Genomic DNA, 14,051 nt, shown 5'->3' on the forward strand with positions numbered 1-14,051 from the left:
TGATTCGAGCATGATCAGTCGGCGGAAACCCGCCGGGGCCCGCTACGTGCTGTGGCCGGACGCGTGAGACCACCAGCAAAGGCGTCCTGAACAGCCGCACTAGCTGAAATCGAGGGCCTCGACGGTCGCGACGGGACCTTCATGTGAGGGGCGGTTCGCGCCGCCGATGACGTAGACGGTGTTGCCGACGGCGGCCACCACCTCGGCGTGGCGCGGGGTGGGCATCGGCGGCAGCGTCGTCCACTTCCCGGTGGCGATGTCGTACATCTCGCCGACGTTGAGCACCGTCGACGGCTCTTCGCCGCCGAGCGCGACGATGCGGCCGTCGATGTAGGTGGCACCGTAGCTGCCGCGCGGAGTCGGCATACCCACCAACTTCGCCCATGTTCCCGACCCCAGGTCGAACCGCTCCAATGCCCCGGAGTTCTGGTCGGGGGAAAGTAACCTGCCGCCGAGCGCGTAGACGTAGGTGTCATCCGATACCGCGGCCAGATGTTCGCGCGGGGTCGGCAGGTCGGCGGCGTCCTTCCACGAAGTGCCGTCGAAGACCTCGGTTTGCGGGACGAGCTGCTTGCCGTTCTGCCCGCCGACGACCACCAGTTTGTCGCCGACGACCGCCGCGGCCGGCGCCGCCCGGCCGTGCCGCAGCGACGGTAGCTCCACCCAGTTGCCGCCGCGCAGAGCGAATACCTTGTTGGACCCGTCGGCGATGTTGTCGCCTGTGCCGCCGAGCACGACGACTTCGCCGCGGTACGCCGCCGCCGCCGCGTGGTGCAGCGCAGTCGGCAACGCAGGACCGGGTGCCCAGATTCCGGTGCGTGGCTCGTAGCTCTCAACCGTTTGCAGCGCAACGCCGTTGCGCAGGCCACCGATGATCCAGACCTTGTTGTTGAGCACGGCCGACGCCATCATCAGCCGGGGAGTCGGAGCGTCCGGGAGTGGACGCCACGGCGGCGCCGGCTGGGTCTTGCGGGGCGGCAGCTTGAGCATCTCGGCCGACGTGACCGCTTGCTGATCACCGATCGCCGTCGATCCGCCGATCGCGTAGACCGACTGCTCCACCGAGGCGACCGCCATGCCGTGTCGTGCGGTCGCCATATCCGGCAGGCCGGACCAGGTTCTGGTCGTCAGATCGTAGATGGAAACGCTCTTGAGGACCTGGCCGGACGAGACGCCGCCAAGGGCCACCAGCCGTCCGTCCGCGACCGTCGCGCCGAGCTCGCTGCGGGCTTTGGGCAACGCCGGCAACGACGTCCACGATTTGGTGCCGAGGTCATACGCCTCGACCGTCGCCAGGTCGGCCCCGTTCGTTCCGCCAACCGCGTACACCTGCTTTCCGTCGGATGCCGCGGCCAGCAGTTGCCGAGGCGTGGGCAGCGGCGCGCCCAGGGTCCACGCATTGCCGTCGAACACTTCGGTGGTACTCAGCAGGGCACCGTTCGCGTCGACACCTCCGGTGACCACGATGCGGTCACCCACCACCGCTGCCGCGGCCGCAGCCCTGGGTTGCAGCAGGTGCGGCAGCTCGACCCAGTGACCGTTGACAACCCGCCAAACCTGGTCTGCAGCAACGTTTTTACCGTCTTCAGTCGTCCATCCGCCCAGCACCACCGGGTTGCCCTGCCAGGTGACCGCCATCGCGTGCGAAACCGCGACCGGCAGATCGTCGCCGCGTTTCCATTCGTCGATGGCCGGGTCATAGCCCTCGTGCCGCGCGGTGACGGTGCCGTCGCTTCGAATTCCGCCGAAAACCCAAACGGTGCCGTCGACTTGCGTCGTTGCCACCGCATAGCGGGCCACCCGCGCATCCGAGATCGGCGTCCACTGAACAGCCTGTTGCGCGGGGTGCACCGAGGGCTGTTGCGCACTCGAGGCCGTCGTGTGGTTGTCCGCGCCGGACGGCAGCGTGGCATAGACGACGCCGGCGATCAACACGGCGACCATGACGGCCGCGCCGGCGGTTAATCCGATGCGGCTGTGCTTCTTTCCCGGCTCCGAGAACCACCCCGCCGCCCGCGCCCCCATCGGAGGCTTTCCGCCGGGCGGTCCGGCGGGGCCGGACGAATCGTCTTCCGGCGGTGCGCCACCGTCACCGTCTTGGTGCGCCTGCGCAATTTCTGGCTGTACCTCGGCGTCGTAGACGGCGCGCAAGACCGGGGCCGCATCCGAAAATTCGCGCTGGATAACGGATTCCCGGACCAGGGTGGCCGGGGCCGCGGGCGGTACCTGAGCTTCGTCGTCGCCGGATGCGGGCCCCTCCAATTGGGAGATCTCAACGGCCGCCGCACGTATCGAGTAGCGACCGGAGTCGGTGATTGCCATCGCGTCGGCGGGCAGGCCGTTGCTGCGTTGGGCGGCCTGGAACTCGCGGCCCAATTCCGCCGCGGATCCGGGGCGGTCCGCGGGGTCCACCGCCATCGCGCTTTCGATTGCCGCGCAGACCGTGTCGGGGACTCCGTTGGCGCGCAAATCGGGAACCGAGGTGGTGCTGATACGCAGGTACTGAGCGACGAGGTCTTCGCTCGCCAGGCGCTCGTAGGGGGCGGTTCCGGCGATCAGCGTGTAAATCGTGGCGCCGAGCGAATATATATCGGAGGCCACCGTCGCAGGATTGCCCGCTAACGACTCCGGCGGTGTGTAGTCGATTGTGCCGGAGAAGAATCCGCTCGTCGTTTCGTACCCGCCCTGGATGTGAGCGATCCCGAAGTCGGCCAATTGCGGTTCGCCGTAGTCGCTGACGAGCACGTTGGCGGGCTTGATGTCGCGGTGCAAAATGCCGGTCCGGTGGGCGGTTTCCAATGCGCCACTCAACTTCACCCCGATACGCATGGCTTCCGGCCACGGGATGCGACCCTCGCGGCGCAGCCGCACCGCCAGGGAATCCTCGGCACAGTAAGGCATCACAATGTAGGGCTGGCCACTCGAGGTGATCCCGACCCGCAAGATGTTCAGGATGTTCGGGTGCCCCGAGAGCCCGCCCATCGCATAGCCCTCACGCAGAAAGCGTTCCCGGCTCTCCTCGTCGAAGCTCGACGGCATCACTTTGATTGCGACCTTGCGGCCCAACGCCGTCTCGTGACAGCGGTAGACCACCCCGGCGCCGCCCTTGCCGACCTGGCGGGCGTTGTCGAATCCGGCGGCGGCCAACTCCTCCGGGATTCCCTTGGATGCAGGTGCCGGGCCTTCGGTCTTGGGTGCATCAGCCACGGCGGGCAACCTCCTGCGTAAGTGCGACTCGCGGGCTCAAGCGTAACTAAACTCCGACCCTGCGCGCGCTGTGAGCGGAACTATCTGGGCGAGGCATGAACTTGATCCAAACACCTTCTGTCGCCTTGGGTTTCCTGGTGGTTAACCCTCAGTCAGAATGGAGCCATGACACTGGATCTGACCGCGTACTTCGACCGCATCAGTTACGGCGGTGCCGTCGAACCGACCCTCGAGGTGCTGCAGGGTCTGATGACCGCTCACACCCAGACGATCCCGTTCGAGAATCTCGATCCGATGATGGGCGTGCCGGTCGACGACCTGGGTCCGGACGCCCTGATCGACAAGCTGGTGTACCGGCGCCGCGGTGGCTATTGCTACGAGCACAACGGGCTGTTGGGTTACGTGCTGGCCGAAGTCGGCTTTCGGGTACGGCGATTGACCGGACGGGTGATCTGGATGCTGGCGCCCGACGCTGCGGTGCCCGCCCAGACCCACACCGTGTTGGCCGTGACGTTCCCCGGTTCGCAGGGGTCCTATCTCGTCGACGTCGGTTTCGGCGGCCAGACCCTGACGTCTCCGATTCGCTTCGAAATCGGCAACACCCAGCAGACCACGCACGAGCCCTATCGGCTCGAGGACCGCGGCGACGGCCTGGTGCTACAGGCCGAACTGCGCGGTGAGTGGCAGTCGCTGTACGAATTCACCACCCAAACCCGGCCGCAGATCGATCTGCAGATGGGTAGCTGGTACGTCTCGACAAACCCGGCCTCGCACTTCGTGACCGGCCTGATGGTTGCCCGGGTGAGCGGCGACACCCGGATCAACCTGTCCGGACGTAACCTGGCCATCCACCGCGACGGCGGGACCGAAAAGATCGTTCTCGAGGATGCGGCCGCGGTGATCGACGCCCTGAGCGACCGGTTCGGCATCAATATCGACGAGATCGGCGAGCGCGGCCGGCTCGAAGCGCGCATCGCCGAAATCGTCGGCAATTGAGCAACGAAATCTCCGACCCGCGCGGAGTTTGCAAGAAACATTTCGCCGGCTGTCTCGGCGACCGAAAAACGTCTGCTCAAAATGGTCGCCCGGCAAATTTTTCGGGGCAGCTCAGGCCGTGCCATCAGGCCACCAGCAGTGACAAATGCGCCGATAGCGGCCCGATCGTGATCTCCGCCATATCGAACCGGTGCGGCGAATAGCACACGCGCCCATTAATCTGTCCTACCGTGAGTCGGGATCTTTGTTTGGATGATGTTGTGGCCCCCTTGGACGATGCGGAGCGTTTCGCGTCCCGCGAGGCTGCAATCGTCGTACCCGAAGGCCTGACGCTGACGTCGTACTTCGACAAAAACCGCGCTGAGCACGGGGACAGCCCGGCCTACCGTTTCCTCGACTACTCGCACGAACCAGATGGGCGGGCCGTGGTGCTCAGCTGGAACCAGCTGTGGGTCCGAGTCTGTTCGATCGGCGCCCGGCTGCAGCAGGTCACCAAGCCGGGGGACCGGGTGGCGATCCTCGCGCCACAGGGCCTCGACTACGTCGCGGCGTTCTTCGGCAGCGTCTATGCAGGCAACATCGCCGTGCCGCTGTTCGCGCCGACCATGTCCGGGCATGCCGAGCGGTTGGCCGCGGTACTGGAAGACGCCCGGCCCGCGGCGGTATTGACCACGACTGCCGTCGCCGAGTCTGTCCGCACGTTTATCCGGACGCTGGCGCCCAACGAGCGCCCGCGGATGATTGCGGTGGACGCGCTGCCCGAGACCCTCGGGTCAATGTTCACCGGCGCTGACCTGCACACCGACGACATTGCCTACTTGCAGTACACCTCGGGTTCGACACGGTCACCGGCCGGGGTGGAGATCACCCACCGCTCCGTCTACACCAACGCGATGCAGATGGTCATGACCGGCGGGCTGGACGTGGATGTCCGCACGGTGAGTTGGCTACCCCTGTTTCACGACATGGGGCTGATGATGATCATGTTCACGGCGTTCTTCGGGGCGCATGTCACGATCATGGATCCGATGGCGTTTCTTCGCCGGCCTTACCGCTGGATCAAGCAATTGGGCATCGAGTCGACCTACGGCCGCACCTTCGCGGCGGCACCGAACTTTGCCTTCGAACTGACGTCCGAGCGTGGATTGCCGCCGGCCGGCGAGACGCTCGACCTCAGCAACGTCGTGTGCATCCTCAACGGGTCCGAGCCCGTGACGATGTCGGCGATCGAGAAGTTCACCAACGCGTTTGCTCCCTACGGGTTGCCCGCGAATGCGGTCAAGCCGTCCTACGGGATGGCGGAGGCGACGCTCTCGGTGGCCAGCATCTCGCAGGAGGCCGCGGCGAGCGTGATCTACCTCGACCGCGAACAGCTCGGGTCCGGGCGCGCGGTGATCGTCGCGGCCGACGATCCCAACGCGGTCGCTCACGTGTCCTGCGGGCAGCCGATCCCCGATCAGTGGGCGGTGATCGCCGACCCCGACGGCGCCGAGGTGCCCGACGGCACCGTGGGCGAAATCTGGTTGCAAGGCGTCAACATCGGCCGCGGCTACTTCGGACGCGAGGACGAAACCCGACGCGTGTTCGGCAACAAGCTGCAGTCCCGGCTCAACCAGGGCAGCCATGCCGAGGGCGCCGCCGACAACGGCTGCTGGTTGGCGACCGGTGATCTCGGCGTCTACCTGGACGGCGAGTTATACCTGACCGGCCGGATCAAGGACTTGATCATCATCGACGGCCGCAACCACTACCCGTTCGACATCGAAACCACGGTCAGCGAGTCCTCGCCCGCCATCCGTACCGGCTATGTCGCCGCCTTCTCCGTTCCCGCCGCGGCGCTCGGATCCACCGATCACGGCTCCGGCGAGCAGCTGGTGATCGTGGCCGAGCGAGCCGCCGGCGCCGGACGTACCGACCTGGGTCAGATCGCCGACATTGTGCGGGCGGCCATTTCGCGCAACCACCAGGTCCGGATCGCCGACGTGCGGCTGGTGGCCGCCGGCACCATTCCCCGCACTACCAGCGGCAAACTCGCCCGCAGTGCCGCCCGCGCCGAGTACCTCGCCGGCAAGTTCAACCGCTGACCGACAGCCACGGCCCGATTCGGCGCAGGGCTTCCTCGATGTCGCTGGTCGGTCCGGCGAACGACAGCCGGACGAACCTGTTGCCTCGCGCGGTGTCGAAGTCGATACCCGGAGCAATCGCAACGCCGGTGTCGGCCAACAGTTTTGAACAGAATGCCAGCGAGTCGTCGGTGAAGTCCGAGACGTCGGCGTAGACGTAGAACGCACCGTCGGTCGGAGCCAGCCGGTCGATACCGATTCCGCGCAGCCCGTCCAGCAGCAGCGAGCGGTTGACCGTGTAGTGATTCAAGTTGCCTTCGGCTTCGGCGGTTGCCTGCGGCGTGAACGCGGCGACCGCGGCGATCTGCGGCAGCACCGGCGGGCAGATGGTGAAGTTGCCGGTCAGGCAGTCCACCGCGCGGCGCAGCTCCGGCGGCACCAGCAACCAGCCCAGCCGCCAGCCGGTCATCGCGTAGTACTTAGAAAAGCTGTTGACCACCACGGCGTTTCGCGACGTCTGCCAGGCGCTGCTGGTTTGCGGGGCGCCCTCGTAGACCAGTCCGTGATAGACCTCATCGCTGATCAGCCGGACGTCGGACGCGTCACACCACGATGCGATCGCCGCCAGCTCTTCGGGCGGTATGACGGTGCCGGTGGGATTGGCCGGACTGGCCACGATGACACCGCGCACCGGCGGGTCGAGTTCGGCGAGCATCTGCGCGGTGGGCTGGAATCGGGTCTCCGGGCCGCACGGGATCTCCACCACCTCGCATCCCAACGCGGACAGGATGTTTCGGTAGCACGGGTAGCCGGGGCTGGCCAGCGCGACCCGATCCCCGACGTCGAAGCACGCCAGAAACGCCAGCAAGAACCCGCCCGAGGATCCCGTGGTGACTACGACCGCGTCGGATTCGACCGAGATACCGTGCAGGCGTTGGTAATTCGCCGCGATAGCGACGCGCAGCTCGGGAATGCCCAGGGCGACGGTGTAACCCAGCTGGTTGGCTTGTACGGCCGCTGCCGCCGCGGCCCGGACCGGCTCCGGAGCGCCCACGCTGGGTTGCCCCGCCGAGAGATTGACCAGATCGCCGTGGCTGCGCTGGCGCTCCGCGGCCGCCAGCCAGACATCCATCACGTGGAAGGGCGGGATGCCGGCGCGCAGCGCGACGGAGGCGTTCACGACGTTTCGAGCACCTCGGATTCGAGTTGGCGCAGCACCTCTCGCGGCGAGTCGAGCAGCTGTGCGCTGCCGTGTGCGCGTTTGAAATACAAGTGCATGTCGTGCTCCCAGGTGATCGCGATGCCCCCGTGCAGCTGGATGCCCTCGCTCGTCACAGTACACAGCGCCTCGGTGGCGGCCAGCCGAGCCGTTGCGGCGTTGGTGGGCGTGGGGTCGTCGCATGCTTCGTTCACGACGGCCTTGGCCGCGGAGATCGCGACATACAGATCGGCCATCCGATGCTTGAGTGCCTGGAAGCTGCCGATCGGCCTGCCGAATTGCACTCGGCTCTTGGCGTATTCGACGGTCAGTTCCAGGCAGCGTTCGGCGGCCCCGATCTGCTCGGCCGCCAGCAGGATGGCCGCGGTGTCGGCCAGGCCCGGGTCGGGGCCCACCGCGAGGGTGTCTTCGGGCTGGACGCGGGCCAGTCGTCGGGTGGGGTCCATCGCGGTCGTGGGCTGCACGCTGAACCGGGTCCACCGGCTCAGTTCTCCATCGGCCGCGGCGACCACGACGTCGGCGATGTCGCCGTTGACGACGTAGTCCGCGTCGAACACCAGCGCTCCGATCGAGGCGCCCGCGGCCAGCGCTTCCAGCGTCTCGGCATCCGGCTCGGGTGCGGCCAGCAGCGCGAGCTCCGCCAGCGTGGTACCCAGCAGTGGGGAGGGCACCAAGGCGCGGCCGAGCTCCTGCAGAACCGTTGCGGCATCGGCTAATTCACCGCCGGCCCCGCCCAGCTCCTCGGGTATCACCAGCGCTGCGGCACCGACCTGCTCGCACAGCAGCCGCCACAGCGATTCGTCATAGCCGTGCTCGGATTCGATCGCGGCCCGCACGGCCGCGGGGTTGGCGTGTTTGGTGACCAGCGCGGCGACGGTCTCGCGCAGCAGTTCCCGTTCCTCGCTCACAATGCCTCCAACACTCGGCGCCGGTGCGCCTCGGGCGTGCCCCAGGCCGACCGCAGTGCCTGCACCCGCAGCAGCCACAGTGACAGGTCGTTTTCCTGGGTGAAGCCGATCGCGCCGTGCGTCTGCAACGCCGACCGCGCGGCCAGCAGGCCGGCGTCGGACGCCGCGGCTTTCGCCGCGCTCACGTCACGGGACTCCAACGACAAGGCCGCGCCGTAGACCAGCGGGCGCGCCAGTTCGATCGCGATGTGCACGTCGGCCAGCTTGTGCTTGATCGCCTGATAGGAGCCGATCAGCCGGCCGAACTGCGCGCGCTGCTTGGCGTATTCGACGGTGTCATTCAGGAGGGCCTCGGCAGCCCCGACCAACTGCGCCGCGGTGGCCAGTGCACCGAACTCATAGGCGCGCTGGATATCTGCCTGCCAGGTCGCACCGGTAGCCGCCACGTCATACAGGCGCCGGCTGGGGTCCACGGACCGGTGGCACCCACCCGCGTCCGCTTCGCTGACGCCCTCGCCGGTGGCCAGCAGCACCAGCCCGGCGGCTCGCGCGTCCACCGCGCGCGGGGTGTGCGGCGGCAGCGCGACCGTGGCGATCAGTTCACCGGAGGACAATTCGGCGCAACGCTGGTCGTCAGCGAGCAAAACAGGGGCCACGGCGATGGATTCGGCGACCGGGCCGGGTACACACCAGCGGCCGAGGCGTTCGAGCGCGACCACCAGATCCACGGGGTGGGCGTCGAGGCCATCGTATTTCTCCGGCACCATCAGCGCGGTGACGCCGAGGTTGGCCAGCTGCTCCCACACCTTGCGGCCGGGCGCGATGTCGCCGTCGGACCACGCGCGCAGCGCACCGGGCAGGTCCGCCGCACCCAGGGCCGCGTCGATGCTGGCCGCGAAGTCGCGCTGCTGTTCGTCGAGCGCAAATTTCACTTCTTGCCTCCGGACTTTTCGCGCGGCAGGCCCAGCAGCCGCTCGGAGATGATATTGCGCTGAATTTCGTTGGTACCGGCATAGATTGGGCCGCCCAGCGCGAACAACAAGCCATCGGTCCACGGCCCGGCCAGCTCCCCGTCGGCGCCGCGGATGTCCAGCGCGGTTTGGTGAATCGCCACGTCGAGGTCGGACCAGAACACCTTCGTGACCGAGGACTCGGCACCCAGCTCACCGCCGGCGGCCAACCGGGTCACCGTGCCGAACGTCTGCAGTCGGTAGGCCTGCGCCTTGATCCAGGCGTCGGCGACCCGATCGGCGAATTCGGTGGGGGAGCCGTTGTCTTTCCACAGCTGCACCAGCCGTTCGGCGGCCGCCAGGAAGCGGGCCGGGCTGCGCAGCGACATGCCGCGCTCGTTGCTCGACGTGCTCATGGCCGCGCGCCAGCCGTCGTTCGGGGTGCCGATGACATCCTCGTCGGGGACGAAGACGTCGTCGAGGAAGATCTCACCGAATCCGGTGTCCCCGCCCAGCTGGACGATGGGCCGCACGGTCACGCCCTTGGCCTTCAGGTCGAACATGAAGTAGGTCAACCCGTTATGCCGCTCCGCAGAGGGATCGGATCGGAACAGCCCAAAGCCCATCTCGGCGAACGGGGCCCGCGAGCTCCAGATCTTCTGGCCGTTCAGCAGCCAGCCGCCTTCGGTCTTGGTGGCGGTGGACCGCAACGACGCCAGGTCGCTGCCGGATTCGGGCTCCGACCACGCCTGCGCCCAGATCTGTTCGCCGCTGGCCATTTTCGGCAGGATGCGGTCCTGCTGCTCTTGGGTGCCATGTGCGAACAACGTCGGCGCCAGCATCGAGATGCCGTTGGCGCTGGCGCGCCCCGGTGCTCCGGCGCGGAAGTACTCTTCCTCGTAGACCACCCAATGCAACAGCGACGCGTCGCGGCCGCCGTACTTCTTTGGCCAGTTGATGACCGATAGCCCGGCGTCGAACAGCACCTTGTCCCAATGGCGATGCTGGGCAAAGCCTTCCGCGTTGTCATACGACTCGGTTGGGATAGACTCTGCGTTGGCCGAGAGGAAGTCCCGCACCTCGGCCGCAAAGGCCAGCGTCTCTTCGTCTAGTGCTAAGTCCATTTCGAATCCAATTTCAGGTCCATTCTCGCAATTGTGGTTTGAGCACCTTGCCGCCGGCATTGCGCGGCAATTCGTCGACGAACCGCACGGACCGCGGTGCCTTGAAGTTCGCCAAATGCTTTCGGGTGTAAGCGATTACCGACTGCTCGTCGAGTTTCGCGCCGGGGCGGGTCACCAGGAACGCCCGGCCGACCTCGCCCAGGCGCTCGTCGGGAACCCCGATCACCGCGGCGTCGGCCACCCCATCCATGCGGGCCAGCACCTGTTCGATCTCGGCGGGGTAGACGTTGAATCCACCGCAGATGTACATGTCCTTGAGCCGGTCGGTGATGCGCAGGTTGCCGTTCGTGTCGAGGACGCCGATGTCGCCGGTGTGCAGCCAGCCCTCGGCGTCGATGGCCGCGGCGGTGGCCTCCGGGTCGTCGAGGTAGCCCAGCATGACATTCGGTCCACGCAGGAGTACCTCGCCAGATTCGCCGGGAGTCGCTGAATCGATCCGTAATTCGAAGCCGGCGAACGGGCGGCCGCAGGTGGTCGCGACCGTCACCGCGTCGTCGTCGGCACGGCAACTGGTGCCCATGCCGTTGGCCTCGGTCAGGCCGTAGGCGGTCAGCACGATGTCGATGTCGAGTTCGGACTGCATGCGCTCCACCAACACAACCGGAACGGTGGCGGCGCCGGTGACAGCGAACCGCAGCGAACTCAGGTCGTAGTCGCCGCGCGCTGGGTGATCGAGCAGCGTTTGGTAAATCGTTGGCGGACCGGGCAATACGGTGATGCGGTGCTGCTCGATTGCCTGCAGCGCGCGCAGCGGATCGAACGTCAGGTGCGGGATCAGCGTCGCCCCGGTTTGCAGGCACGCCAGGATGCCGGCCTTGTACCCGAAGTTGTGGAAGAACGGGTTGATGCACAGGTAGCGGTCGTCGCTGCTGATCTTGCCGTTGGCGGCCCACGACGCCGACGCCGACAGCGATTGCCGGTGCGCGCAGAGCACGCCTTTGCTGCGGCCGGTGGTTCCGGATGTGAACAGGATGTCGCTGAGGTCGTCGGGCATGACGGCGGAGGCCCGCGCGATCACCGCGTCGGCGTCGGTGCCCTTCTCGATGAATTCGTCCCAGGTTCCGTCCCCGGTCTCAGGGGCGTCGATCGGAATCCGGACGATGTGGCGCAACGCGGGCAGCGCGGCGCGGTCCAGGTCGCCAAGCCGATCGTTGCCGAGGAATTGCCCCATTGCGAACAGCACCGGTGCATCCGTGCGCGCCAGGATGTCACTGGCTTCGGCGGCGGTGTAACGGGTGTTCAAGGGCACCATCGCGGCGCCGGCGTGGTGAATCGCCAGACAGGCGACCACCCAATGCCAAGTGTTGGGCGACCATATGGCCACCCGGTCGCCGTGCTCGACGCCGAGCGCGATCAGCGCCCCGGCCGCGCGGTGCACCTCGTCGCGCAGCTCGGTCGCGGTGAAGGACCTTTCCTCGGTGACGAGCGCTGCCTGGTCGGGGAATTGGTCGACCAACTGATCCAACGCCGCGGGCACAGTGCGCGGATCGCCAGTCATCGGGATACTCCTAACAAAGCAAGTGCTTGGTAGGTTAGCCTACAGGGCATGCAGGACGTCGAGGAGTTCCGGGCGGAGGTCCGCGGTTGGCTCGCCGACAATCTGGTCGGCGAATTCGCAGCACTCAAGGGCCTTGGCGGTCCGGGGCGCGAGCACGAAGCTTTCGAAGAACGCCGGGCATGGAATCAGCATCTCGCCGCCGCGGGCTTGACCTGTCTGGGGTGGCCGGAAGAGCACGGCGGCCGGGGGCTCTCGACGGCGCACCGGGTGGCCTTCTACGAGGAGTACGCCAAGGCCGATGCCCCGGACAAGGTCAACCACTTCGGCGAGGAGCTGCTCGGCCCGACACTGATCGCGTTCGGGACGCCCGAGCAACAGCAGCGTTTCCTGCCCCGCATCCTCGACGTCACCGAGCTGTGGTGCCAGGGGTATTCGGAGCCGGGCGCCGGCAGCGACCTGGCCAACGTGGCAACCACTGCCGAGCTCGACGGCTCAGGAGGCGGCGAGTGGGTGATCAACGGCCAGAAGGTGTGGACCTCGCTGGCGCATTGGGCGCAGTGGTGCTTCGTGATCGCGCGCACCGAGAAGGGCTCCAAGCGGCATGCCGGGCTGTCGTATCTGCTGGTGCCGCTGGACCAACCGGGCGTGGAAGTACGCCCGATCATCCAGCTGACCGGTGACTCGGAATTCAACGAGGTTTTCTTCGACGATGCCCGCACCGAGGCTCACCTGGTGGTCGGCGAGCCGGGTGACGGCTGGCGGGTCGCGATGGGAACGCTGACCTTCGAGCGCGGGGTCTCGACGCTGGGACAGCAGATCCGTTACGCCCGTGAGCTTTCCAACCTGGCCGAGGTTGCGCAGCGCAACGGCGCCGCCGACGATCCCTTCATCCGGGAGCGGCTGACCCGGGCCTGGACCGGTCTGCGGGCCATGCGCAGCTACGCGCTGGCCACCATGGACGTCGAGCAGCCCGGTCAGGACAACGTGTCGAAGTTGTTGTGGGCCAACTGGCATCGCGATCTCGGCGAGCTTGCGATGGACGTCGTCGGCAAGCCCGGGCTGACCCTGGCGGACGGCGAGTTCGACGAGTGGCAGCGGCTGTTCCTGTTCAGCCGTGCCGACACCATTTACGGCGGATCCAACGAGATTCAGCGCAACATCATCGCCGAGCGGGTGCTCGGCCTACCCCGGGAAGTTCGTGGATGAGCGCTTGCGCGAAGACACAGGAGGAAGCATGAGTCTGTCCGAAGCTCCGAAAGAGATTGCCGGACACGGACTCTTGACCGGCAAGGTGGTCGTTGTGACGGCGGCCGCAGGCACCGGCATCGGCTCGGCGACTGCCCGCCGGGCGCTGGCCGAGGGCGCCGACGTGGTGATCTCCGACCACCACGAGCGACGGCTGGGCGAGGCCGCCGAGGAGTTGTCGGCGCTGGGCCAGGGTCGGGTCGAGCACGTGGTGTGCGACGTGACGTCGACGGCTCAGATCGACGCGCTGATCGACTCGGCCACCGCACGGATGGGGCGCATCGACGTGTTGGTCAATAACGCCGGACTGGGTGGGCAGACGCCGGTGGCCGACATGACCGACGAGGAGTGGGACCGCGTCCTGGACGTCACCCTGACCTCAGTATTTCGTGCCACCCGCGCCGCGCTGCGGTACTTCCGCGACGCGCCGCACGGCGGCGTCATCGTCAACAACGCCAGCGTTCTGGGCTGGCGGGCGCAACACTCGCAGTCGCACTATGCGGCAGCCAAAGCGGGCGTGATGGCGCTGACCCGTTGCAGCGCAATCGAAGCCGCCGAATACGACGTCCGAATCAATGCGGTGTCGCCCAGCATCGCGCGGCACAAGTTCCTGGACAAGACGACCTCATCCGACCTGCTTGACCGGCTCTCGGCCGGCGAGGCGTTCGGGCGGGCCGCCGAGCCGTGGGAAGTCGCGGCCACCATCGCGTTCTTGGCAAGCGACTACTCGAGCTATCTCACCGGCGAGGTCATCTCGGTTTCCAGCCAACACCCGTGATCC

10 protein-coding genes are annotated in these 14,051 nt (G+C 67.0%); 4 read left to right on the top strand and 6 right to left on the bottom strand.

What is annotated here, in order from left to right; genetic code table 11:
- Window positions 1-99: 99 nt before the first annotated feature.
- The gene (locus tag SKC41_RS10100; protein WP_330977499.1) at window positions 100-3,207 is read right to left on the bottom strand and encodes a Kelch repeat-containing protein; all 3,108 of its coding nucleotides are present in this window, start codon (window positions 3,205-3,207) and stop codon (window positions 100-102) included.
- Between the two features lie 165 nt (window positions 3,208-3,372).
- Between SKC41_RS10100 and SKC41_RS10105 the strand changes: the two genes are divergently transcribed.
- Entirely contained in the window at window positions 3,373-4,203 is an 831-nt protein-coding gene (locus SKC41_RS10105) for an arylamine N-acetyltransferase family protein (protein WP_330977500.1), read from the top strand.
- 260 nt (window positions 4,204-4,463) lie between these two features.
- On the top strand, window positions 4,464-6,287 hold the full coding sequence (locus SKC41_RS10110; protein WP_330977501.1) for a fatty acyl-AMP ligase: 1,824 nt from the start codon (window positions 4,464-4,466) through the stop codon (window positions 6,285-6,287).
- On the opposite strand, the gene SKC41_RS10115 is transcribed toward SKC41_RS10110, so the two are convergent.
- The 5 genes from SKC41_RS10115 to fadD3 are packed head-to-tail and all read right to left on the bottom strand — an operon-like array spanning window position 6,277 to window position 12,025.
- Window positions 6,277-7,398 carry a pyridoxal phosphate-dependent aminotransferase gene (locus SKC41_RS10115; RefSeq protein ID WP_442931675.1) on the bottom strand — a complete coding sequence of 374 codons (1,122 nt, stop codon included), beginning with the start codon at window positions 7,396-7,398 and terminating at the stop codon, window positions 6,277-6,279. The genes SKC41_RS10110 and SKC41_RS10115 overlap by 11 nt on opposite strands.
- A 44-nt stretch (window positions 7,399-7,442) precedes the next feature.
- Window positions 7,443-8,393 carry an acyl-CoA dehydrogenase IpdE2 gene (ipdE2, locus tag SKC41_RS10120; protein WP_330977503.1) on the bottom strand — a complete coding sequence of 317 codons (951 nt, stop codon included), beginning with the start codon at window positions 8,391-8,393 and terminating at the stop codon, window positions 7,443-7,445.
- Window positions 8,390-9,325: an acyl-CoA dehydrogenase family protein gene (locus SKC41_RS10125; RefSeq protein ID WP_330977504.1), complete on the bottom strand. Its 936-nt coding sequence runs from the start codon at window positions 9,323-9,325 to the stop codon at window positions 8,390-8,392. The genes ipdE2 and SKC41_RS10125 overlap by 4 nt, the downstream gene beginning before the upstream one ends.
- On the bottom strand, window positions 9,322-10,467 hold the full coding sequence (locus SKC41_RS10130) for an acyl-CoA dehydrogenase family protein (RefSeq protein ID WP_330977505.1): 1,146 nt from the start codon (window positions 10,465-10,467) through the stop codon (window positions 9,322-9,324). Before SKC41_RS10130 ends, SKC41_RS10125 begins: the two co-directional genes overlap by 4 nt.
- 13 nt (window positions 10,468-10,480) lie before the next feature.
- Window positions 10,481-12,025, bottom strand: a complete 1,545-nt coding sequence (fadD3, locus tag SKC41_RS10135; protein WP_330977506.1) for a 3-((3aS,4S,7aS)-7a-methyl-1,5-dioxo-octahydro-1H-inden-4-yl)propanoate--CoA ligase FadD3 — start codon at window positions 12,023-12,025, stop codon at window positions 10,481-10,483.
- A 48-nt stretch (window positions 12,026-12,073) separates the two neighbouring features.
- On the opposite strand from fadD3, the gene ipdE1 reads away from it, so the two are divergent.
- Window positions 12,074-13,231 (top strand): acyl-CoA dehydrogenase IpdE1, encoded by a 1,158-nt coding sequence (ipdE1, locus tag SKC41_RS10140; protein WP_330977507.1) that lies wholly within the window; start codon window positions 12,074-12,076, stop codon window positions 13,229-13,231.
- 28 nt (window positions 13,232-13,259) lie between these two features.
- On the top strand, window positions 13,260-14,048 hold the full coding sequence (gene ipdF / locus SKC41_RS10145; protein ID WP_330977508.1) for a (5R,7aS)-5-hydroxy-7a-methyl-1-oxo-2,3,5,6,7,7a-hexahydro-1H-indene-carboxyl-CoA reductase: 789 nt from the start codon (window positions 13,260-13,262) through the stop codon (window positions 14,046-14,048).
- Window positions 14,049-14,051 lie beyond the last annotated feature (3 nt).

It is taken from the genome of Mycobacterium sp. 050128 (assembly GCF_036409155.1).
Lineage (GTDB): Bacteria > Actinomycetota > Actinomycetes > Mycobacteriales > Mycobacteriaceae > Mycobacterium.

What these genes read in the sequence shown, in the direction of transcription:
- ipdE1 (WP_330977507.1), top strand. Translation starts at nt 12,074, where the DNA reads ATGCAGGACGTCGAGGAGTTCCGGGCGGAGGTCCGCGGTTGGCTCGCC.
- ipdF (WP_330977508.1), top strand. Translation starts at nt 13,260, where the DNA reads ATGAGTCTGTCCGAAGCTCCGAAAGAGATTGCCGGACACGGACTCTTG.
- SKC41_RS10130 (WP_330977505.1), bottom strand. Translation starts at nt 10,467, where the DNA reads ATGGACTTAGCACTAGACGAAGAGACGCTGGCCTTTGCGGCCGAGGTG.
- SKC41_RS10105 (WP_330977500.1), top strand. Translation starts at nt 3,373, where the DNA reads ATGACACTGGATCTGACCGCGTACTTCGACCGCATCAGTTACGGCGGT.
- SKC41_RS10115 (WP_442931675.1), bottom strand. Translation starts at nt 7,398, where the DNA reads ATGGATGTCTGGCTGGCGGCCGCGGAGCGCCAGCGCAGCCACGGCGAT.
- fadD3 (WP_330977506.1), bottom strand. Translation starts at nt 12,025, where the DNA reads ATGACTGGCGATCCGCGCACTGTGCCCGCGGCGTTGGATCAGTTGGTC.